Origin of the sequence: Spirillospora sp. NPDC048824 (assembly GCF_043198455.1) — a bacterium.
In the GTDB taxonomy this organism is placed as follows: domain Bacteria; phylum Actinomycetota; class Actinomycetes; order Streptosporangiales; family Streptosporangiaceae; genus Spirillospora.
In genome coordinates this window covers 143,160-164,644 of the sequence record NZ_JBICUS010000001.1, presented here as the reverse complement: position 1 = coordinate 164,644, position 21,485 = coordinate 143,160, and the positions used below count along the sequence as shown (strand labels likewise).

The window sequence follows — 21,485 nt, the reverse complement described above, 5'->3', positions numbered from 1 at the left end:
CGAGCGGAAGTTCGTGGCCGGCGGGCTGCTGCTCCAGACCATCGGCATGGGCTGGATCGCCCTGGTCGCCGATACCGACACGGGCTATCTCGAACTTCTGCCCTCGCTCGTCATCGGCGGTCTCGGGCTGACCATGGCCATGCCGGCGGCACAGAAGTCGGTCGTCGGAGCGGTGCGGCCGCACGAGATCGGCCAGGCCTCCGGCGCCTTCATGATGCTGCGGATGTTCGGCGGGGTGTTCGGCACCTCCGTCACGGCCGCCATCTTCGCGACCGCCGGGGGCTACGCGTCGGCCGAGGAGTTCAGCGAGGGCTTCTCGGCGGGGATGGGAGCGGTCACCGCACTCGCCTTCATCGGCATGCTCATCGCGCTCGGCATGCCGGGCAGACGACCGGTCACCGTGTCGCCACCCCCGGCCGCCACGAGCACCGCATCCCAGGACGAGACCGTTCCCAGCCACTAGCCGGCCACCGGCCGGGCGACGACCTCGTCCTCGCCCGGCTTCGGCGGCCGTCCCGCAGGGCGCGCGGCGGTCAGGTCGCCAGGAGTCCGCGCATGCGGCCGATCTCGGCCAGCTGGGTGGACTCGACGTCGCGGGCCATCTCCTGAATGGTGATGTCGGTGCCCTTGCCCAGGACGTCCTTGACCATGGTGAGCGCGCCCTGGTGATGGGTGATCATCAGGGTCAGATAGAGCTTGTCGAACGCGGCGCCGCGCGCGTCCCGCAGCTGCTTCATCTGCTCGGCCGTGGCCATCCCCGGCATGCCGGCCTGGTGCCCGCCGTGGTTGCGGCCGTGCGCCTTCAGGACCGCCTTGGGGTTCTTCTCCAGCCAGGACCGCATCGCCGCGATCTCGACCTTCTGCGCCGCGTCGATGCGGGAGGCCAGCGACCGCACCCGCTCGTCGGACGCACGGTCGGGGGCCAGCGCGGACATCTCCAGCGCCTGCGCGTGGTGCGGGATCATCATCTGCACGAACGTGACCTCGGCCGCGGTGGGCGGCGCGGCTTCGCGCGGACCCGCGACCTCCGTCTTGTTGGGCTCGCCCGGACGGCCCGGGACCAGCACGGACCTCGACGGGGCGGCCTCGGGCCCGTCCTCGCCGCTGCACCCCGCCAGGACGCCGGCGGCCAGCACGACCACCATGCCCGTCATCGCGATCCGGTTCCGCATCACGCCTCCCAGGCCAGCCGACCACGCAACCGGACCGTACAAGCAGAGCAAGATTACACAAAACCGGCTTTTGATATCTGGACAAATAGCCACACGTTCGGGCAGGTCTATGCATCAAGCCCAGTGGACTTCATAATCCGGGGAGATCAACTGTCCCACCGGGGGTCATGTAGACAAAGGAGTCAGGGTGGCGCCAGTTCTCAAGCGAAGAACCAGACGCAAGACCTTCTTCGGCATCCTCTCGGGCATCGTGCTGGTGATGTCGTCCGTGCTCGTGCCAGCGGCGTCGGCCGAGCCGGGCGATGACCCGATCAGCAAGACCCCGAACATGCACCATCTGGCGAACATCCCCAAGCAGGGGCCGCTCGCCGGGCCCACCGCGTACGGCTCGGACTGGGCCTTCAAGGGCCGGTACGCCTTCGGCGGCAACTACGAGGGCTTCACGGTCTACGACATCAGCCGGCCCCAGAGGCCGAAGGTCGTCACCGTGGTGCACTGTCCCGGCTCCCAGAACGACGTGTCGATCGCCGGGGACCTGCTGTTCCTGTCGACGGACAGTTCCAGGAGCGACGACTCGTGCCAGTCCGTGTCCAAGCCCGCCACCGAGAAGTCGGCGTGGGAGGGCATCAAGATCTTCGACATCAGCGACGTCCGCAACCCGCGCTACGTCAAGGCCGTCGAGACCAAGTGCGGCTCCCACACCAACACCCTCGTCCCGGGCAAGCGCGGCACGGTCTACATCTACGTGTCCTCGTACCGCCCGAACGACACCTACCCCGACTGCAAGCCCCCGCACGACCTCATCTCGATCGTGAAGGTCCCGCTGCGGCACCCGCAGGCCGCGCACGTGGCGGCCGAGCCGGTGCTGTTCCCGGACGGCGGCAACCCCGGTGACCCGGCTGACACGCCGTGGCCCAACGGGACCAGCGCCACCTCCGGCTGCCACGACCTGACCGCCTACCCCGACAAGGACCTGATGGCCGGCGCCTGCATGGGCGACGGTGTGCTGTTCGACATCTCCGACCCGCTCAAGCCGCGCACCATCACCAGTGTGCGCGACGACGACAACTTCGCGTTCTGGCATTCGGCGACGTTCAACAACCGCGCCAACAAGGTCGTCTTCACCGACGAGCTGGGCGGCGGCGGCGCCGCCACCTGCAACGCGGAGGTCGGGCCCGAGAAGGGCGCCAACGCCATCTACGACATCGTCGGCAAGGGCAAGCACCGCGAGCTGAAGTTCCGCAGCTACTACAAGATCCCGCGGCACAACACCGACGCCGAGAACTGCGTGGCGCACAACGGCTCGCTGATCCCGGTGAAGGGCAAGGACATCATGGTGCAGGCCTGGTACCAGGGCGGCATCTCGGTGATGGACTTCACCGACTCCCGCAAGCCCAAGGAGATCGCCTGGCTCGACCGCGGCCCGTGGTCGGACGAACTGGCGATCGCCGGCCCGTGGTCCGCGTACTACTACAACGGCTTCATCTTCTCCAACGAGATCCAGCGCGGCCTGGACGTCATCGACCTCCGGGACCGCCGTACCGACCGGGCCAAGCGCGTCAGGATCGACATGCTCAACGCGCAGTCCCAGCCGAACTACTACGACGACTGATCTGACCGGAAGGGCCTCGGCCCCGTGGAGCGCCAAGCTCCGCGGGGCCGATGGCGTTTCCGGCCGATGGCGTTTCCGGGCGATGCGGACGGCATGCCGGGGCGCTCCACCTGAGCGCCGAGTACAGCCGCTACCCTCGGTTCGTGGAGGCTGCGACGTAGTGAAGCGACTTCACAGTGATGCGATTTCAGAAGATCCCAGCGGCCGGCACGCCACGCCGGTGGACCTCACCGGCCGGGGGACCTGCGCGTGAGCGAATCCGAATCGTCCGGGGCCGACGGCGGGGAGGCCGCGTCGGACCGTCCCCGCGAGAGTGAGCCGGACGCGCGGTTCACCTTCGCCAACGAGCGGACGTTCCTGGCCTGGAACCGCACGGCGCTCGCCCTGATCGTCGCCGGGCTGGCCATCGTGCAGCTGCTGCCGCCGTTCCCCGGGCTGCCGTGGGGCCGGCATCTGCTGGCCGTCCCGCTGATCGTCCTCGGCGCCGTGCTGTCCGTCGGCGGTTTCGCCGAGTGGGGCCGCAACCAGCGTGCGCTGCGCCGGGGAGAGCCGCTGCCGCGGTCGCCGCTCCCCCGCGTCCTCGCCATCGCCATCGCGGCCGTCGCGCTGCTGGCCGCCGTCCTCGTCCTGCTGTCGGAGGCGGTCGAGTGACATCCGGGGCCCTCGACGATCCAGAGGACCTCGATCCCGGCCTGGCCCGTGAGCGCACCGAGCTGGCCTGGTTCCGGACCGCCGTCGCCTTCGCGGCCCTCGGCGGCGCCATGCTCCAGACGACCCCCGTGATCGGTGGGCTCGTCCTGGGCATGAGCGCGCTGGTCCACGTGCTGGGCCGCGCGACACGTCCGGCCGGACGCGCCGCCGCGCACGAGCGCCGCCGCGCCCTCCTGCTGATCAGCGTCGCCGTGACCCTGGTGGCCGCGGCCGCCCTCGCAACGGTCTTCTTCGCCTCGGACAGCCTGTTCCCGCTTCGACGCTGATAAGGAGACGCAACGGCGGCGGGCCGGGGCGAGCACTGTACCTGGCTCGCTTCAGATGTCGTTGTCATGCCCGGGTAGACCGGTGCCACCTCGAGAACTCATCGATCATGCCCGGCGCTTCTGGCGGCGGCCGGGGTTTTGCAGGTTTCCCACAACTCGGGACGCCCAGCGTGCGCTGTCAGCGACATGGCGCCGCGGGCCGCCAGACGGAAAAGTGAGCACCTGCGGAGGCCGCCGTGTCGCGGCTCGCAGCGTCGGTTACAGAAGCGTCGGTACAGGAAGGTTCGGCCGGGTGTTCAGTCGTGTCGCCATCGTCAACCGTGGTGAGGCCGCCATGCGGCTCATCCACGCCGTACGGGACATCGCCGCGGAGACCGGGACGCGGATCGAGACCGTCGCCCTGCACACCGACGTCGACCGCACCGCCACGTTCGTGCGCGAGGCCGACCTCGCCTACGACCTCGGTCCCGCCGCCGCGCGCCCGTACCTCGACCTGGAGGTGCTGGAGCGCGCCCTCGTGGAGACCGGGGCGGACGCCGCGTGGGTCGGCTGGGGCTTCGTCGCGGAGGACCCGGCGTTCGCGGAGCTGTGCGAGAAGGTCGGCGTCACGTTCGTCGGGCCGAGCGCGGAGGCGATGCGCAGGCTCGGCGACAAGATCGGCGCGAAGCTCCTCGCCGAGGAGGTCGGCGTGCCGGTCGCGCCGTGGAGCCGCGGCGCGGTCGAGACCCTGGACGCCGCGCTGGCGGCGGCGGACGAGATCGGCTACCCGCTGATGCTGAAGGCGACCGCCGGCGGCGGCGGGCGCGGCATCCGCGTCATCACGAGCGGGGACGAACTCGCCGACGCCTACGAGCGCACCAGCCAGGAGGCGGCGCGGGCGTTCGGCAGCGGCGTCGTGTTCCTGGAGCGCCTGGTCACCGGCGCCCGGCACGTCGAGGTCCAGGTGATCGCCGACGGCGAGGGGACGGCGTGGGCGCTCGGCGTCCGCGACTGCTCGGTGCAGCGGCGCAACCAGAAGGTCATCGAGGAGTCGGCGTCGCCGGTGCTCGGCCCGGCGCAGGCGGCCGAGCTCAAGGCGTCCGCCGAGCGGCTGGCCGTCGCGGTCGGCTACCGCGGCGCGGCGACCGTCGAGTTCCTCTATCACCCCGGGGACGAGCTGTTCGCGTTCCTGGAGGTCAACACCCGGCTGCAGGTCGAGCACCCGATCACCGAGGCCACCACCGGGTTCGACCTGGTCAAGGCCCAGCTGCGGGTGGCGTCCGGCGGCCGGCTCGAAGGCGGGCCGCCGGTGGAGCGCGGGCACGCCGTGGAGGCCCGGCTGAACGCCGAGGATCCCGACCGCGACTTCGCGCCCTCCCCGGGCCGCATCGCGCGGCTGGACCTGCCCGCCGGGCCGGGCATCCGGGTGGACACCGGCGTCCGGGAGGGCGACACCATCCCCGCCGACTTCGACTCGATGATCGCGAAGATCATCGCCTACGGCCGGGACCGCGGCGAGGCGCTCGGCAGGCTGCGCCGGGCGATGGCGCAGACCGCGGTGATCATCGAGGGCGGCGCGACGAACAAGAGCTTCGTGCTCGACCTGCTCGACCAGCCCGAGGTGATCGACGCGAGCGCGGACACCGGCTGGATCGACCGGGTCCGCGGCGAGGGCCGGCTCGTCTCGCACCGGCACTCCGCCGTCGCGCTGGCGGCCGCCGCCATCGAGGCGTACGAGGAGGAGGAGCGCGCCGAGCGGCAGCGGCTGCTGTCCACGGCGTTCGGCGGGCGCCCGCAGGTGCAGCACGAGAGCGGCCGGCCGCTGGAACTCAAGCTGCGCGGTGCCGGCTACCGCGTGCGCGTCGCGCGGGTCGGCGCGCACCGGTTCCGCGTCGGCGTCGAGGCGGTGGACGGCGCGGCCGGCGCGGTCCGCACCGCCGACGTCGAACTCGAACGCTTCGACCGGCACACCGGGCAGATCGTCGTCAACGGCTCCCGGTACCACCTGCTCACCGGCACGCACGGGCCGGTCCACATGGTCGAGGTGGACGGTGTGGCGCACCGGGTCAGCCGCGACGAGGGCGGCGTCGTCCGCTCGCCCGCGCCCGCGCTGGTCGTCGCCACGCCGCTGAAGGTCGGCGCCGAGGTCGAGGCGGGGGCACCGGTCCTGGTGCTGGAGAGCATGAAGATGGAGACGGTGCTGCGGGCGCCGTTCAAGGCGCGGCTGAAGGAATGCGCCGTCGCCGTGGGCAGCCAGGTGGAGACCGGTGCGCCGCTGCTTCGGCTGGAGCCGCTCGCCGACGACGGCGAGGACGACGACACCGCGGCGGCCGAGTCCGTCGAGCTGGACCTGCCCGCCGCGCCCGCGGCGGTCCCGGCGCGGGAACGCGCCCGCCGCGGCCGGGAGGACCTGCGCAGCCTGCTCCTGGGCTTCGACGTCGACCCGCAGGACGGACGCCGGGTTCTCGACGACTACCTCGGCACACGCCGGGCCGCCATCGTGGACGGCCATTGGCCGCTGGCCGAGGAACTCGAACTCGTCAACGTGTTCGCCGACCTCGCCGAGCTGAGCCGCAACCGGCCGGCGGGCGGCGACGGCGGCGGGGACGGCGGCGGGAACGGGCATGTGCACAGCGCCCGCGAGCACTTCCACACCTACCTGCAGAGCCTCGACGTCGAGCGGGCCGGGCTGCCGGAGGCGTTCCAGGCCAAGCTCGCCACGGCCCTCGGCCACTACGGGGTCACCGAGCTGGATCGCTCCCCCGCGCTCGAATCCGCGGTGTTCCGGATCTTCCTCGCCCAGCAGCGCGCGTCCGCCGACGCCGCGGTCGTCACGACGCTGCTGCGCGCGTGGCTGCGGGAACCGCCGCCGGAGGAGTCGCTGCGCGAGCCCGTCGGTCTCGCGCTGGAGCGGCTGGTGGCCGCGACACAGGTCCGCTTCCCGGTGGTCTACGACCTCGCGTGCGGTGTGGTGTTCGCCTGGTACGCCCAGCCGCTGCTGCGGCGCAACCGGGCCCGCGTCTACGCCGACGTCCGCAGGCACCTGCGCCACCTGGACGCGCACCCGGACGCGCCCGACCGCGCGGAACGCATCGCCGAGATGGTGCGGAGCACCGAGCCGCTGGTGCGGCTGCTCGGCCGGCGGCTCATCCGCGGCAAGCGGGACGGCCGCGGGGGGAACGACCACGGGCGCGACAACGCGGTCATGCTGGAGGTGCTGACCCGGCGGTACTACGGCAACAAGGGCCTCACCGGCGTCCGCACCAGCCGGGTCGCGGACTGCACGTTCGTCGTCGCCGAGCGCGCGGGTTCGTGCCTGGTCTCCTCCGCGGTGAGCTTCGAGGCGCTGGGCGGCGCGCTGCGCGGGCTCAGCGAGCTGGCAGGCGGCGACGAGGACATCGACGCCGACATCTACCTCGCCTGGGAGAACCAGCCGGACGACTTCGACGCGATGGCGGCGGCGCTGCACGGGGTCATCAACGCGCACCCGCTGCCGGACCGGGTCCGCAGGATCACCGCCACCGTCGCGGGCAGCAGCGGCGCGGTGATGCACCACCACTTCACGTTCCGCCCGTCGGGCGGCGGGATGGCGGAGGAGCGGCTGATCCGCGGCCTGCACCCGCACATCGCGCAGCGGATGCAGATGGAACGGCTGAGCAGGTTCGACCTCACCCGGCTGCCGTCCTCGGACGAGGAGGTCTACCTCTTCCAGTGCGTGGCGCGCGACAACCCGTCCGACGACCGCCTCGTCGCGTTCGCGCAGGTCCGCGACCTGACGGAACTGCGGGAGCAGGACGGCAGGCTGCTCACGCTGCCGACGGCCGAGTACACCATCGCGTCCTGCGTCGACTCGATCCGCCGCGCGCAGGAGCGCCGGCCGTCGAAGAACCGCTTCAACACCAACCGGATCGTGATCTACGTCTGGCCGCCGAGCGACCTCACCCGCACGGAGCTGGAGCGGATCGCCGGGCGCGTGGTGCCGACGACCGTGGGCGCCGGGCTGGAGGAGATCCTGCTCATCGGGCGGCAGCGCGACCCGAGGACCGGCGAGCTGTTCAAGATCGCCGTGCGGGTGGCGTACGACGCCACCGGCGGAACCGAGCTGACCGTCGGGGAGCCGTCGGACGAGCCGGTGGAGCCGCTCGACGACTACCGGCAGAAGGTGCTGCGCGCGAGCAGCCGCAACACGGTGTACCCGTACGAGCTGACCGGCATGCTCGGCCGCTTCGCCGAGCACGACCTCGACGTCGACGAAGCGGGGAACCACGTGCTGGTGCCGGTCGACCGGCCGCGTGGACGCAACACCGCGGCGATCGTCGCGGGCGTCGTCACCACGACGACCCGGCGGCATCCCCGGGGCGTCACCCGGGTCGTGCTGCTCGGCGACCCGACGAAGGCGCTCGGCGCGCTGTCGGAGCCGGAGTGCCGCCGCGTGATCGCCGCGCTGGACCTCGCGGAGCGGATGCGGGTGCCGGTGGAGTGGTACGCGCTGTCCGCCGGGGCCCGGATCTCCATGGAGTCGGGCACGGAGAACATGGACTGGGTGGCGGCTGCGCTCAAGCGGATCGTCGAGTTCACCCAGGACGGCGGCGAGATCAACATCGTGGTCGCGGGCATCAACGTCGGCGCGCAGCCGTACTGGAACGCCGAGGCGACGATGCTCATGCACACCAAGGGCATCCTGGTGATGACGCCGGACTCGGCGATGGTGCTCACCGGCAAGCAGTCGCTCGACTTCTCCGGCGGCGTGTCGGCGGAGGACAACTTCGGCATCGGCGGCTACGACCGGGTGATGGGCCCGAACGGGCAGGCGCAGTACTGGGCGCCCACCCTGGCCGCCGCGCGGGACGTGCTGATGTCGCACTACGACCACACCTACGTCGCGCCGGGCGAGGAGGCGCCGCGCCGCGCGCGGACGTCCGACCCCGTCGACCGGGACGTCTCCGGCTTCCCGCACGCCGTGGAGGGCAGCGACTTCACCACCGTCGGCGAGATCTTCTCCGCCGAGGCCAACCCGGACCGCAAGAAGCCGTTCGACATCCGGACCGTGATGCGGGCGCTCTCCGACCAGGACCACCCGGTGCTGGAACGCTGGGCCGGCATGGCCGACGCCGACACCGCGGCGGTGCAGGACGTGCATCTCGGCGGCATGCCGGTGTGCCTGCTCGGCATCGAGTCGCGGGCGGTGCCGCGGCGCGGCTTCCCGCCCACCGACGGCCCGGACACCTACACCGCGGGCACGCTGTTCCCGCAGTCGTCGAAGAAGGCCGCGCGGGCGATCAACGCGGCCAGCGGCAACCGGCCGTTGGTGGTGCTGGCGAACCTGTCGGGCTTCGACGGCTCACCGGAGTCGATGCGGAAACTGCAGCTGGAGTACGGCGCCGAGATCGGCCGCGCGATCGTGAACTTCCGCGGGCCCATCGTGTTCTGCGTGATCTCGCGCTACCACGGCGGCGCGTTCGTGGTGTTCTCCAAGGCGCTGAACCCGAACATGACCGTGCTGGCGCTGGAGGGTTCGTTCGCGTCGGTGCTCGGCGGCGCGCCCGCCGCCGCCGTCGTGTTCTCCGGTGACGTCAACGCCCGCACCGCGGCCGACCCGCGCGTGCGCGAGCTGGAGGCCCGCCTCGCGCCCACCTCCGGCGCCGACCGCGCCGCGCTGACCGCCGAGCTCGACGAGCTCCGCGCGTCGGTCCGCGCGGAGAAGCTGGGCGAGGTGGCCACGGAGTTCGACCGCGTCCACGACATCCGGCGCGCGGTCGAGGTCGGCTCGGTCGACGCCGTCATCCGCGCGGCGGAACTGCGCCCGCGGATCATCGAGGCGATCGAGTCCCACCTGAACCGGCGCTGAGCGGCCGGCCCGCGCACGAAGGGCCGGGGCGCCGCGGACGGCGCGCCCGGCCCTCACCCGTGCTCCGGGACGGCCTGACCGGCGTTACGTGAACGCGGGCATCAGGACGTGAACGCGGGCATCAGGTGTTCGTGGATCAGGCGGAGCTGGCCGTCCACGTCCGGGACGCCGGTGAGGTCGCGGCCGGTGAAGGACTTCACCAGGCCGGGGTCGGTGATCGCGCAGATCATGTGGTTGACGCCGGTCGGCGCGATCTCGCTCTCGATCTTGGCGCGGACCTCGTCGGGGGTGCCGGCCAGGGACAGCTTCTCGGTGATCTCGGGGGTGGTCAGCTCGATGGCCTTGGCCAGGTCGCCGGCGCCGATGGCCTCGATGATCGGGGCCATGTCCGCCGGGTCGACGCCGTTGCGCTCCAGCTGCTCGGCCGGCATCGCGGACGCGTACAGGCCGACCATGCTGCGGGCCGCCTCCTTGGCCGCGGCCGAGTCGGGGCCGACCGCGAACACGACCCAGGCGCCGATGTCGAGCGTCCGCCAGTCCTTGCCCGCGCGCTCGGCGCCCGCCTTGAAGTGCTCGACGGCGTACTCGTAGGCGCCGCGCGAGTAGCTCAGCGCGTGGTGCACGCCGTCGGACAGCTCACCGGCCGCCTCGAACGACTTCGGCCCGCGCATCGCGCCGATCTTGACGGGGAGGTGCTCCTGGACGGGGCGCGCGAAGGTGAACAGGCCCTCGTAGGAGTAGAACTCGCCGTCGCGGGTGATGGCGCCCTCGTCCAGCAGGGTCCGGACGACCGCGACGGCCTCCTTCACCCGGGTGAGCGGCTTGGTCTTCGCCCAGTCGATCTTGTATTGGGCGAGGACCCCGAAGTTGCCGCTCCCCAGGACGACCTCGGCGCGGCCGCCGGTGAGCTCGTCCAGCGTCGCGGCGGCCTGGGCGATCAGGGACGGCTCGCGGAGGGTCACCGCCGACACCGACGGGCCGAGGCGGATCTGGGAGGTGCCGGCCGCGGCGGCGGCGAACAGCAGCCACAGGTCCTTGTGCCACGGCTCGTCGGCCGCGTACACGGCGTGGAAGCCGAGCTGGTCGGCGAGCTTGATGGAGTCCAGCGACTCCGAGAGCGGATAGTCGGGAAGCATGGCATAGCTGAACTTCACAGGGAGACATCTCCTTGTAGTGCGCACCCTGCGCACGGTTCGGGGGATGGGGAAATCGTAGGCGCTCCGGCGTGGCCGGAGGGTCACTTTCCGCTTATCGTCAGATTTCCACCAAAGTCCCATGAAGGCCGTTACGCCTCGCCCTCATCCACACCCTCGGCCTGAGCCGCCGCCGGCCTGGACGAACTGCGGGACCACCCGGTCGAGGAGATGCAGAAGGACCTCCTTCAGCATCAGATGGACCTGGTCACGGCTCAGCCGCCCGTACTTGAGCCATTCACGCGTGGTCGCCTCGGCCATCCCCGAGTATCCCCGGAACGCCGCACGGATCTCCGGGTGCTCGCGGGAGGCCGGCGCCAGCCCGACGACCTCGGCCATGTGGTCCACCGCGGTCTCCCTGCCCTTCTCCAAGAGCTCCACCAGTTCGGCGTCGACCCCGGAGGCGCTCATGTCCAGGGCGGTGATCCAGGTCGTCCGGTTGCGTTCGAGGAGTTCCAGCCACGCCTCGATGCTCTGGTCGATGCGGTCGGGGACCATGGCACCCTCCACGAACGCCGGCACGGGGACCGGCGGCACCGCCAGCATCTGCGCCACGGCGGCCAGATACAGATCCCGTTTGGTGCCGAAGTAGTGGTTGAGCAGGCCCCTGCTGACACCGGCCGCGGCCGCGATCTCGGTGTTCGACACCGAGCCGTAGGGACGTTCCCTGAACAGCGCGCGCGCACATTTGAGGATCTGCTCCCGCCGCTCGTCAGGCCCCTTGCGGACTCTGCGCGGAGCCTCCACCGCAGCCTGGTCGGTCACGTCGTTCCTCGGATCCGATCGCCGGGAGCGGCGTACGGGCCACCGGTGGCGACGCGTCCGGTGATGAGTGTTCCGGTGGTTGCGAGGCCTGCCATGTGCGAGGACCCTCCGTCCGATCGTGTGCCGCTGCGCTCGGCGAGCACTGTTGACGCTATGCCAACAGGACGTTGCCGACAACAGGGCCGCCACTATTGGCGAAGCGCCAATATTGCTCTAGGGTCACGTGTGACTCCACGGCGCGGGAGATCCAGACAGTCGGGGGCCGGCGACATGAGAGGACATCATGAGCGGCAGACACGACTCGGGCCCTGCGGACAGGCCGACCCGGCGGAGGTTCCTCGGCGGCGCCGCCGCCGTGGGTGCGGGTGCGGCGGTGGCGGGAGTCCTGGGCGGTGAGGCGTCGGCGCAGGCCGGGTGGCAGGCGGGCCCGGCCGGGGCGCGGCGGCGTGCGGCCGGCCGCCGGGTGGCGGTGTTCGGCGGCGGGATCGCGGGGCTGTCGGCGGCGTTGGAGCTGGCCGAGCGCGGGTTCGCGGTGACGGTGTACGAGCGGCGGCAGCTGGGCGGCAAGGCCCGGGTGTTCGGGGTGCCGGGTTCGGCGCGCGGCGGGCGGGACGAACTGCCCGCCGAGCACGGGTTCCGGTTCTTCCCCGGCTTCTACCAGAACCTGCCCGACTCGATGCGCCGCATCCCCTTCCCCGGCAACGAGAAGGGCACCTGGGACAACCTGACCCGCGCGTCCACCTACCTGGGCGCCCGCAAGGACCGCCCGGACCTGACGATCCCGTTCCCGTTCCCGTGGCCGATCCCCGAGGGCACCCCGCCGTTCCTGACGCCCGAGTCGCTGATCTCCACGTTGATCAGCGGGCTGCAGTCACTGGGCATGATCCCGCTGCCGGAGATCCTGCACTTCGTGCGCAAGGGCGTCATGTACGTCACCAGCTGCGACGAACGCCGCGTCGGGCAGTGGGACCACGTGTCGTGGGCCGACTTCCTGGGCACCGCGACCCGGTCGGAGGAGTACAACACGCTGCTGGCCGACGGGCTGGTGCGCAACCTGGCCGCGATGAAGTCCGCCGACGCCAGCACCCACGCCATCGGCCTGGTCGGCGAGGCCACCCTGTGGAGCGTCCTCGGCGAGGGCAACGAGGCGGGCGGGTCGGTGGACCGGGTCCTCGCCGGCGCGACCGACGAGATGCTCATCGACCCATGGGTCGCGCACCTGAAGACCCTGGGGGTGCGGTTCCAGGTGGGGTGGGCGGCCGAGTCGTTCCAGCTGTCCGGCGGCAGGATCGCCTCGGCGGTCGCGGTCGACCCCGCCGGGGCCCGGCACACCGTCGACGCCGACTGGTTCGTGTCGGCGGTGCCGCTGGAGCGCGCCGACCGGCTGGTCGACCACCGGATGCGCGCCGCCGACCCGATGCTGAACAACATCTCCAAGCTGCGCAACGACTGGATGAACGGCCTGATGTTCTTCCTCAAGCGGGAAGTGCCGATCACACCGGGGCACGTCAACTACTGGGACTCCACCTGGGCGATCACCTCGATCAGCCAGGCCCAGTTCTGGAAGCGGGACTTCACCGCCTACGGCGACGGCACGGTGACCGACAACCTGTCGGCGATCATCTCCGACTGGAACACCCCCGGCATGTTCAACGGCAAGACCGCCAAGGAGTGCAGCCGCGAGGAGATCGCCGAGGAGGCCTGGAAGCAGATCAAGGCGCACGTCAACAAGCCCGGCAAACCGCCGGTGCTGACCGACGACATGCTGCACACCTGGTACCTGGACCCCGGCATCCTCAACCCCGGCACGCCCCAGGTCGCCAACGAGGACCCGCTGTTCATCCAGACCCTCGGCGCCTACGAGACGCGCCCCACCGCCGGCACCGGCATCGAGAACTTCTTCCTGGCCGGCGACTGGGTCAAGACCGGCCTCTACGTGTCCACCATGGAAACCGCCAACGAAGGCGGCCGCCTGGCCGCCAACGCCCTGCTGGACGCCGCCGGCCACAACGGCGACAAGGCCGCCATCGGCGAGCTGTGGATCGCACCCGCCTTCAACGACGCCAAGAAGCTCGACCAGGAGCGCTACCGCGACGGCGAGCCGCACATCCTCGACGACGGCATCTGATCCGCCGCCGGGCACCCGAGTCTCCGGCACTGGCCGCGTCGCGCGCCGAACCGTGCGGCCAGTGCCGGGTTCCGGCCGTCACAGGAAGCCGCGGTCCGGCGTCATCTCTTCGTAAGAACCAATGGACGGTTCCGCCGTTAGCGTGAACGGCATGAAAAAGGTGATCGCGGCCGTGATCGGTGCCGTTCTGCTCGTGGCCGGATGCGGAGGCGGCGGCGATGGTGATGGCGATGGCGCGACCTCCGTCCCGCCATCGAGCAATGCACCCGAGCGCCCCGCCGCGCAAAGCCCCGCCGGGACCGTGCCCGAAGCGTTGAAATTCGAGGGCGAGACGCTGGACGGCAAGGGCTTCGACGGCGCGAGCCTGGCGGGCAAGCCGGTGGTGTTCTGGTTCTGGGCGCCCTGGTGCCCCAAGTGCCTCTCCGAGGGGCCCCACGTGGCCAAGGCCGCGGAGAAGTACGGGGACAGGGTCTCCTTCGTCGGCATCGGCGGCCTGGACGACGGCAAGGACCGGCTGCAAGCGTTCGTCTCCCGGACGGGCACCAAGAGCCTCACGCACCTGGACGACCGGACCGGCAAGCTGTACTCCCATTTCAAGGTGACGTCGCAGTCGTCGTTCGTCTTCATGGCCCCCGACGGGACGACGAGCAAGGACTCCGGGCCGCTGGGGCAGTCCGAACTGAACCGGCACGTCGACGAACTCCTCGGCTGACCGGCCGATGGAGACGATCTCGCTCGCCCTGGCCGCCGGGCTGGTGGCCGCGTTCAACCCGTGCGGCTTCGCGCTCCTGCCGTCCTATCTGACGCTGCTGATCGCCACGCCGGGGGCGGGCGGCGTGTGGCGGGCCCTGCGGCTGTCGGCCGCGATGACCGCGGGGTTCGTCACCGTCTTCGGCGTGTTCGGCCTGCTGGTCTCGGTGCTGACGACCTCGATCCAGCAGTACCTTCCCTGGGTCACCATCGTCGTGGGCGTGGCCTTGATCGCGCTCGGGGCGTGGCTGGTCACCGGGCGGGAACTGCTGCTCCGGCTGCCGCGCGTGCAGGCGGGCGGGCTGTCGGGGTCGCTGGCGGGACTGTACGGATACGGCGTCTCGTACGCCGTCGCGTCCCTGTCGTGCACCATCGCGCCGTTCCTGGCCGTCACCGGCCTGGTGTCCGGCGGCGCGGGCATCGTCGGCGGGCTGGCGGCGTTCGCCGCGTACGGCGTCGGGATGGGCCTGGTCGTGGGGCTCCTGTCGATGCTGGTGGCGCTGGCGCGGGACGCCGCGGTGGCGCGCACCCGCCGGATCCTGCCGTACGTCGCCCGTGCCAGCGGCGGCCTGCTGCTCGCGGCCGGGCTCTACGTCGCCTACTACGGCTGGTACGAGGTGCGCGTCAACGGGGGCGCCTCGGCCGACTCCCCGGTCGTCGGCGCGGCCACGGAGATCCAGGGCACGGTGTCGGGCTGGGTCGACCAGATCGGCATCTGGTGGATCGCCGCCGCCTTCGCCGCCCTCGCCGCCGGAACCGTGGCGGCACGCAGGCTCCTGCCGCGTGCACGGCGCACGCCCCGGGAGCCGACCGCTACGAAGTGAGACTCCCTCTCGTCGCGGCGTCCTCCCGCGCGCGGGCGTCCCGGCGGGCGTTGGGTCACCCCCGCCTCCGCACCCTCTTTTAACGTGAGAGTAGTGTGCCGTCGGAGTGGCCGGTGCTGCCCCGCCCCGCCATGCGGCAGCGGGCGGGTCCGGCCGACACGAGAGGGATCATGCCGACCTACCGAATCCAGCAACAGGAAGGCGCCCCGCAGACGGTGCGGGCGCTCCGTCTCCGGACGGACGACGAGCAGATCTACTTCGAAGACCGGGTGAAGGGCGACTGGCAGCCCGTCCTCGAACTGCGCCTCGACGACGTGGAACAGGTACAGCGCCGCCTCAACGAGAACAACGGCGCATGGATCTGGGTGACCGAGCACGTGCGGCGCATGGCGAAGTGACCCTCCGCCGGCGGGTCAGTCGGGGACGCCCGCGGCGAGCATCGGGGTGAGGGTGAGGCCGGGGTGTTCGCGTTCGATGGCGCGCAGGCGCCATTTGTCGACGAACACCGCGATGAGTGAGCCGTCCAGGGTGCGGGTGAGGACTTCCACGCCGCGTCGTCCGGCGAGGGTCTCGGCGGACTCCTTGTCGGTGATGCGGGCGGTGGAGTAGTCCAGCCGGTTCAGGTCGACGGGTGCGTTGAACTCGTCGGCCATCCGGGCGGTGACGACGTCGAACTGCAGCGGCCCGACGGCGGCCAGCACCGGTGCCTGGTCGCCGCGCAGGTCGCTGCGCAGCACCTGGACGACGCCCTCGCTGTCGAGCTGGTCGACGCCGCGGCGGAACTGCTTGGCGCGGCTGTTGTCGGTCACCCGCATCACCATGAAGTACTCCGGGGCGAACGCCGGGATCGGCGGGAACGACACCGGGGTCTTGGCGTACAGGGTGTCGCCCACGGTCAGTCCGGACGCGTTCGGCAACCCGATCACGTCGCCCGGGTAGGCCGCGTCGAGGGTGGACCGGTCGCGCCCGAAGATCGTCTGGGCGTACTTGGTCGCCAGCGGGCGCCCGGTGGGGGCGTGGGTCAGCGACATGCCGCGTTCGAAGCGGCCCGAGCACACCCGGATGAAGGCCAGCCGGTCGCGGTGGGCCTTGTCCATGCCCGCCTGCACCTTGAACACCTGCCCGGAGAACGGCGCCGACACCGGCCGCTCGGTTCCGTCGGCGTCCGCGCGCGCCGACGGCGCGGGCGCCAGCCGGCACACCGCCTCCAGCAGCTCCGCCACGCCGAAGTTGGGCAGCGCGGCGCCGAACAGCACCGGCGTGCAGATCCCGGCGGCGAACGCGTCGGCGTCGAGGACGGCTCCGATCTCGTCCAGCAGCGCCAGCTCCTCGTTCGCGGTCTCCCACGCCGGGCCCTCCTCGGCGGCGGCCTGCTCGGCGGGGACGTGTTCGGCGATCGCGCGGGTCGCGCCGCCGGGCGTGCGCCTGAACCGGGTGAACGAGCCGCCGGCGCGGTCGATCAGCCCGCGGAAGTCTCCCGCTACGCCGACCGGCCAGTTCAGCGGGGCCGGACGCAGCCCGATGCGCTGCTCGACCTCGTCCAGCAGCTCCAGGGGTTCGCGGCCGGGACGGTCCCATTTGTTGACGAAGGTGATGACGGGGATGCCGCGGTGCCGGCACACGTCGAACAGCTTCAGCGTCTGCGCCTCCAGGCCCTTGGCCGAGTCGAGCAGCATGATCGCCCCGTCCACCGCCGCCAGCACCCGGTAGGTGTCCTCGGAGAAGTCCGCGTGGCCGGGGGTGTCCAGCAGGTTCAGCAGCGCGTCACCGAACTCGAACCGCAGCACCGAGGAGGTGATCGAGATGCCCCGGGACCGCTCGATGTCCATCCAGTCCGACCGCACGCCCCGCCGCCCGGCCTTGCCGTGCACCGCCCCCGCCTGCTCGATCGCCGCCGCGTGCAGGGCGAGGGCCTCGGTCAGCGTCGACTTGCCCGCGTCCGGGTGACTGATCACCGCGAACGTCCGCCGCCGCGCCGCCTCCGCCGCCACGTCCTGCGGTGTGCCCGTCCCGCCGCTCACCGCGAACGGCAATCGTGTCTGCTCTGCATCCGCCCACCATCCGAGGACCGTCTCCGTCAACCTAACCTTACGTTAAGGTATCTTGTGCACGGTCGGTTCCAGAGCGTGCTCGCCGGCTACGAAGAACGGGACCGCGATGGGCGCATTGTTCGAGGAACTCGACTGGCGTCCGACGCCCATGGGCGCCATCAGCCTACGGCGGCGCCGGGACCCGTCCCTCCGCATCGACGTCTACGAGATCAAACTCGATGACGACTTCCTCATGTCGAGCCTGTGGACGGCCGGTGAGATCGAACTCGCCCGGCTCGGCCTGGCCGCGGCGGAGGGCACCGGCCTCGATGTCGCCGTCGGGGGCCTCGGGCTCGGCTACACCGCCGATGCCGCGCTGGACGAGCCGCGGGTCCGTTCGCTCGTCGTGGTGGAGACGCTCGCCGAAGTGATCGACTGGCACCGCGCGAAGCTGGTGCCGCTCGGGGAGCGGCTGACGACCGACGACCGCTGCCGGCTGGTACAGGGCGACTTCTTCGCCATGGCCTCGTCGGAGACGGGGCTCGACCCGCGGACGCCCGGCGGCCGCTTCCATGCCGTCCTGCTCGACATCGACCATTCGCCGAGCCATCTCCTCGCCACCGGCCACGCCTCCTTCTACCGGCCCGGGCCGCTGGGCCGGCTCGCCGCGCGGATCCACCCCGGCGGCGTCTTCGCGCTGTGGTCGAACGACCCCCCGGACGATGCGTTCACGGCCGTCCTCGGCGAGGTCTTCGCCGAGGTCACGGCGCATGTCGTCGAGTTCCCCAACCACGTTCAGGGCGGCACCGCGGCCAACACCGTGTACGTCGCGCGCACGCACCCGCGCTGAGAACGGGACCGCCGCGAAGATGGCAAGCTTGACCGACGGTATGGATCATCCGCCTCCGGCGGGTCGGCCGGCGGTGCGAGGAGGACCCTGATGGACGGCAGGCACATGCAGATCGGCGAGGTCGCCGACCGGACCGGCCTGAGCCTGCGCACCATCCGCCACTACGAGGAGGTCGGGCTCGCCCTCCCCACGGCGCGCTCCCAAGGCGGTTTCCGCCTCTACACCGACGACGACGTCACCCGCCTCCTGGTCGTCAAGCGGATGAAGCCGCTCGACTTCACCCTCGAAGAGATGCGCGACCTGCTGGACATCCTGGACCGGCTCCAGTCCGCCGACACCGGCGAAGCCACCCGCAACGACCTCACCAAACGCCTCGCCGTCTACCGCTCGCTGGTCGAGGAGCGCTGCGAGAAGATCCGCACCCGCCTCGCCGACGCCGAGCAGTTCTCCGCCGAACTCTCGGCGGAACTGCGCAAGCACCGCCCATAGCCGGTTCCGGCCGGGCGGCCTTGTCCGGACGTCGCGGCCGCCCAGAAAATCCGGTATGGACCTGCCACTAGACTTGTGTCATTCGTTGTCTCAAGTAGGTCGCGTTTGTGAAGGTAGGTCACCGCCATGACCGCATCCCAGCCCCCGACGACGACCGCCGAGGAGCTGCGCGGTGCCGGCCTGCGGGTGACGGCCGCCCGCGTCGCCCTGCTGGAGACCGTCCGGGACGGTGACCACCTCGACGTCGAGGCGATCGCCTCCGGGGTGCGCGACCGCGTGGGCCACATCTCCCTCCAGGCCGTGTACGAGGCCCTGCACGCGCTCACCGCGGCCAGGCTCGTGCGGCGCCTCGAACCCGGCGACAGCCCCGCCAGGTTCGAGGGACGGGTCGGCGACAACCATCACCACCTGGTGTGCCGGAGCTGCGGCGCGGTCAAGGACGTCGACTGCGCCGTGGGGCACCCGCCCTGCCTCGACCCGGTGGACGACGCGGGTTACCTGGTCGACGAGGCCGACGTCACCTTCTGGGGCCTGTGCCCGCAGTGCCGCCCGGCGACGACGAGCTGAACACCACCCGAGCCAGTACGCCCGGGCCGGCCCGTGCAGGCCGGCCCGGGCGCCGGGATCAGGCGAGGTCGAACCGGTCGAGGTTCATCACCTTGTCCCACGCCGCGACGAAGTCGCGCACGAACTTCTCCCGCGCGTCGTCGGCGGCGTAGACCTCCGCGATCGCGCGCAGCTCCGAGTTCGACCCGAAGACGAGGTCGACGCGGCTGCCGGTCCACCTGACCGCACCCGAGGCGTCGCGGCCCTCGAAGGTCTCCGCCTCCTCGGACGTCGGCTTCCACGTCGTGCCCATGTCGAGCAGGTTCACGAAGAAGTCGTTCGTCAGCGACCCGGGGCTGTCGGTGAGGATGCCGAGCGACGACGACTGCCGGTGGTTCGCGCCCATGGCCCTGAGGCCGCCGACGAGGACCGTCATCTCGGGTGCGCTCAACGTGAGCAGGTTCGCCCGGTCGATCAGCGAGTACTCGGCCGGCAGCGGGCTGGCCTTCCCGAGGTAGTTGCGGAACCCGTCGGAGGTCGGCTCCATCTCGGCGAAGGACTCCACGTCGGTCTGCTCCTGCGACGCGTCCGTCCGGCCCGGGGTGAAGGGGACCTCGATGTCGTGACCGGCGGTCTTGGCGGCCTGCTCGACGGCGGCGCATCCGCCGAGGACGATCAGGTCGGCGAGCGAGACCCGCTTGCCGCCGGTCTGGGCCGAGTCGAAGGACTCCTTGACGCCCTCCAGGGCGCGCAGGACTCTTTCCAGCTCGTCGGGCTGGTTGACCTCCCAGCCGTTCTGCGGTTCGAGGCGGATGCGCGCGCCGTTGGCGCCGCCGCGCATGTCGGTGCCCCGGTACGTCGCGGCCGACGCCCACGCGGTCGACACGAGCTGGGAGACCGACAACCCGGAGGCGAGGATCTGGGCCTTGAGGGCGGCGATGTCGCCGGCGTCGACGAGCTCGTGCGTCCGCTCGGGAACGGGGTCCTGCCACACCAGCGTCTCGTCCGGAACCTCCGGCCCGAGGTAGCGCGCCACCGGGCCCATGTCGCGGTGGGTCAGCTTGAACCACGCGCGGGCGAAGGCGTCCGCGAACGCGTCGGGGTCGTCCTTGAAGCGCCGCGAGATCGGCTCGTAGACCGGGTCGAACCGGAGCGACAGGTCGGTCGTCAGCATCGTGGGGGCGTGGCTCTTGGACGGGTCGTGCGGGTCGGGGACGGTACCGGCCCCGGCGCCGTCCTTCGGCCGGTACTGCCAGGCGCCGGCGGGGCTCTTGAACAGCTCCCACTCGTAGCCGAACAGGATCTCGAAGAAGCTGTTGTCCCACGTGGTCGGGGTGTCGGTCCAGATGCCCTCAAGGCCGCTGATGATCGCGTCCCCGCCCTTGCCGGTGCCGAAGGTGCTCTTCCAGCCTAGGCCCATCTCTTCGAGGGGGGCGCCCTCGGGCTCGGGGCCGACGTGGTCGGCCGGGCCCGCGCCGTGCGTCTTGCCGAACGTGTGCCCGCCGGCGATCAGGGCGACGGTCTCCTCGTCGTTCATCGCCATGCGGCGGAACGTCTCGCGGATGTCGCGGGCCGCGGCGACCGGGTCCGGGTTGCCGTTGGGGCCCTCCGGGTTGACGTAGATGAGCCCCATCTGGACCGCGCCCAGCGGGTTCTCGAGGTCGCGGTCGCCGCTGTAGCGCCGGTCGTCGAGCCAGGTGGTCTCGGGGCCCCAGTAGACGTCCTCCTCGGGCTCGTAGACGTCCTCGCGGCCACCGGCGAAGCCGAACGTCGTGAAGCCCATCGTCTCCAGGGCGACGTTGCCGGTCAGGATGAACAGGTCGGCCCACGAGATCTGCCGGCCGTACTTCTTCTTGACCGGCCACAGCAGCCGGCGGGCCTTGTCGAGGCCTCCGTTGTCGGGCCAGCTGTTGAGGGGCGCGAAGCGCTGCTGGCCGGACCCGGCGCCGCCGCGGCCGTCGCTGACGCGGTAGGTGCCGGCGCTGTGCCACGCCATCCGGACCATGAACGGGCCGTAGTTGCCGAAGTCCGCGGGCCACCAGTCCTGCGAGGTGGTGAGGATCTCGGCGATGTCCCGCTTCACGGCGGGAAGGTCGAGGCTCGTGAACGCCTCGGCGTAGTCGAAGTCCTCGTCCATGGGGTTCGACACGTCGGGGTTCTTGGCGAGGAGCTTCAGGTTGAGCCGGTTCGGCCACCAGCCGCGATTGCCGCCGCCCTGGGTGGGGTGCGGGGCGCGCTCGTGGACGACCGGACAGCGGCCTTCGGCGTTCGTCTCGTTGACGGCCGACTCTTGGTTTTCCGACATGGGGATCCTCCCAGGCA

Annotated in this window: 16 protein-coding genes and 1 pseudogene; 12 read left to right on the top strand and 5 right to left on the bottom strand. The window is 71.3% G+C overall.

What is annotated here, in order from left to right; all coding sequences use genetic code 11:
- Positions 1-4 precede the first annotated feature (4 nt).
- Positions 5-463: pseudogene (locus ACGFIS_RS00740) on the top strand (hypothetical protein); the annotation flags it as partial.
- Positions 464-533: 70 nt separating this feature from the next.
- Here the strand turns inward: ACGFIS_RS00740 and ACGFIS_RS00735 are convergent.
- Positions 534-1,172, bottom strand: coding sequence for a DUF305 domain-containing protein (locus ACGFIS_RS00735; protein WP_392907439.1), 639 nt, complete (start codon positions 1,170-1,172; stop codon positions 534-536).
- Positions 1,173-1,431: 259 nt separating this feature from the next.
- Here ACGFIS_RS00735 and ACGFIS_RS00730 point away from each other — a divergent pair, with 259 nt between their 5' ends.
- From ACGFIS_RS00730 to ACGFIS_RS00715, 4 genes are all read left to right on the top strand, one after another.
- Positions 1,432-2,784: an LVIVD repeat-containing protein gene (locus ACGFIS_RS00730; RefSeq protein ID WP_392907616.1), complete on the top strand. Its 1,353-nt coding sequence runs from the start codon at positions 1,432-1,434 to the stop codon at positions 2,782-2,784.
- Between the two features lie 249 nt (positions 2,785-3,033).
- A complete protein-coding gene (locus ACGFIS_RS00725) occupies positions 3,034-3,435 on the top strand; it encodes a YidH family protein (protein ID WP_392907442.1) in 402 nt (133 codons plus the stop codon).
- Positions 3,432-3,761, top strand: coding sequence for a DUF202 domain-containing protein (locus ACGFIS_RS00720; protein WP_392907445.1), 330 nt, complete (start codon positions 3,432-3,434; stop codon positions 3,759-3,761). Before ACGFIS_RS00725 ends, ACGFIS_RS00720 begins: the two co-directional genes overlap by 4 nt.
- 292 nt (positions 3,762-4,053) lie before the next feature.
- Positions 4,054-9,588 carry a carboxyl transferase domain-containing protein gene (locus ACGFIS_RS00715; RefSeq protein ID WP_392968826.1) on the top strand — a complete coding sequence of 1,845 codons (5,535 nt, stop codon included), beginning with the start codon at positions 4,054-4,056 and terminating at the stop codon, positions 9,586-9,588.
- Between the two features lie 101 nt (positions 9,589-9,689).
- Here ACGFIS_RS00715 and ACGFIS_RS00710 read toward each other — a convergent pair whose 3' ends face one another.
- Together ACGFIS_RS00710 and ACGFIS_RS00705 are read right to left on the bottom strand one after the other, a co-directional pair.
- Positions 9,690-10,742, bottom strand: a complete 1,053-nt coding sequence (locus ACGFIS_RS00710; protein ID WP_392907450.1) for an LLM class flavin-dependent oxidoreductase — start codon at positions 10,740-10,742, stop codon at positions 9,690-9,692.
- Between the two features lie 144 nt (positions 10,743-10,886).
- Positions 10,887-11,546: a TetR/AcrR family transcriptional regulator gene (locus ACGFIS_RS00705; RefSeq protein WP_392907452.1), complete on the bottom strand. Its 660-nt coding sequence runs from the start codon at positions 11,544-11,546 to the stop codon at positions 10,887-10,889.
- A gap of 283 nt (positions 11,547-11,829) precedes the next feature.
- On the opposite strand from ACGFIS_RS00705, the gene ACGFIS_RS00700 reads away from it, so the two are divergent.
- The 4 genes from ACGFIS_RS00700 (at position 11,830) to ACGFIS_RS00685 (ending at position 15,646) form a co-directional block, all read left to right on the top strand.
- The gene (locus ACGFIS_RS00700; protein WP_392968823.1) at positions 11,830-13,674 is read left to right on the top strand and encodes an FAD-dependent oxidoreductase; all 1,845 of its coding nucleotides are present in this window, start codon (positions 11,830-11,832) and stop codon (positions 13,672-13,674) included.
- A 151-nt stretch (positions 13,675-13,825) separates the two neighbouring features.
- The gene (locus ACGFIS_RS00695; RefSeq protein WP_392968820.1) at positions 13,826-14,386 is read left to right on the top strand and encodes a TlpA family protein disulfide reductase; all 561 of its coding nucleotides are present in this window, start codon (positions 13,826-13,828) and stop codon (positions 14,384-14,386) included.
- A gap of 7 nt (positions 14,387-14,393) precedes the next feature.
- Positions 14,394-15,248, top strand: a complete 855-nt coding sequence (locus ACGFIS_RS00690) for a cytochrome c biogenesis CcdA family protein (protein WP_392907459.1) — start codon at positions 14,394-14,396, stop codon at positions 15,246-15,248.
- A 170-nt stretch (positions 15,249-15,418) separates the two neighbouring features.
- The gene (locus ACGFIS_RS00685) at positions 15,419-15,646 is read left to right on the top strand and encodes a hypothetical protein (RefSeq protein WP_392907461.1); all 228 of its coding nucleotides are present in this window, start codon (positions 15,419-15,421) and stop codon (positions 15,644-15,646) included.
- A 15-nt stretch (positions 15,647-15,661) separates the two neighbouring features.
- Here ACGFIS_RS00685 and ACGFIS_RS00680 read toward each other — a convergent pair whose 3' ends face one another.
- Positions 15,662-17,281, bottom strand: coding sequence for a peptide chain release factor 3 (locus ACGFIS_RS00680; protein ID WP_392969297.1), 1,620 nt, complete (start codon positions 17,279-17,281; stop codon positions 15,662-15,664).
- A 124-nt stretch (positions 17,282-17,405) separates the two neighbouring features.
- Here ACGFIS_RS00680 and ACGFIS_RS00675 point away from each other — a divergent pair, with 124 nt between their 5' ends.
- The 3 genes from ACGFIS_RS00675 to ACGFIS_RS00665 all read left to right on the top strand — a co-directional run bounded on the left by ACGFIS_RS00675 (position 17,406) and on the right by ACGFIS_RS00665 (position 19,184).
- The gene (locus ACGFIS_RS00675; RefSeq protein ID WP_392968817.1) at positions 17,406-18,128 is read left to right on the top strand and encodes a spermidine synthase; all 723 of its coding nucleotides are present in this window, start codon (positions 17,406-17,408) and stop codon (positions 18,126-18,128) included.
- Positions 18,129-18,218: 90 nt separating this feature from the next.
- Positions 18,219-18,617, top strand: coding sequence for a MerR family transcriptional regulator (locus ACGFIS_RS00670; protein WP_392968814.1), 399 nt, complete (start codon positions 18,219-18,221; stop codon positions 18,615-18,617).
- Between the two features lie 126 nt (positions 18,618-18,743).
- On the top strand, positions 18,744-19,184 hold the full coding sequence (locus ACGFIS_RS00665; protein WP_392907467.1) for a Fur family transcriptional regulator: 441 nt from the start codon (positions 18,744-18,746) through the stop codon (positions 19,182-19,184).
- Between the two features lie 58 nt (positions 19,185-19,242).
- Here ACGFIS_RS00665 and katG read toward each other — a convergent pair whose 3' ends face one another.
- Positions 19,243-21,468, bottom strand: a complete 2,226-nt coding sequence (gene katG, locus ACGFIS_RS00660; RefSeq protein ID WP_392907469.1) for a catalase/peroxidase HPI — start codon at positions 21,466-21,468, stop codon at positions 19,243-19,245.
- Positions 21,469-21,485: the final 17 nt, after the last annotated feature.

Bases quoted from the DNA above. Each gene is read 5' to 3' on its own strand.
- ACGFIS_RS00695 (WP_392968820.1), top strand. From the start codon at position 13,826: ATGAAAAAGGTGATCGCGGCCGTGATCGGTGCCGTTCTGCTCGTGGCC.
- katG (WP_392907469.1), bottom strand. From the start codon at position 21,468: ATGTCGGAAAACCAAGAGTCGGCCGTCAACGAGACGAACGCCGAAGGC.
- ACGFIS_RS00700 (WP_392968823.1), top strand. From the start codon at position 11,830: ATGAGCGGCAGACACGACTCGGGCCCTGCGGACAGGCCGACCCGGCGG.
- ACGFIS_RS00670 (WP_392968814.1), top strand. From the start codon at position 18,219: ATGGACGGCAGGCACATGCAGATCGGCGAGGTCGCCGACCGGACCGGC.
- ACGFIS_RS00665 (WP_392907467.1), top strand. From the start codon at position 18,744: ATGACCGCATCCCAGCCCCCGACGACGACCGCCGAGGAGCTGCGCGGT.
- ACGFIS_RS00735 (WP_392907439.1), bottom strand. From the start codon at position 1,172: ATGCGGAACCGGATCGCGATGACGGGCATGGTGGTCGTGCTGGCCGCC.
- ACGFIS_RS00675 (WP_392968817.1), top strand. From the start codon at position 17,406: ATGGGCGCATTGTTCGAGGAACTCGACTGGCGTCCGACGCCCATGGGC.
- ACGFIS_RS00685 (WP_392907461.1), top strand. From the start codon at position 15,419: ATGCCGACCTACCGAATCCAGCAACAGGAAGGCGCCCCGCAGACGGTG.
- ACGFIS_RS00690 (WP_392907459.1), top strand. From the start codon at position 14,394: ATGGAGACGATCTCGCTCGCCCTGGCCGCCGGGCTGGTGGCCGCGTTC.
- ACGFIS_RS00730 (WP_392907616.1), top strand. From the start codon at position 1,432: ATGTCGTCCGTGCTCGTGCCAGCGGCGTCGGCCGAGCCGGGCGATGAC.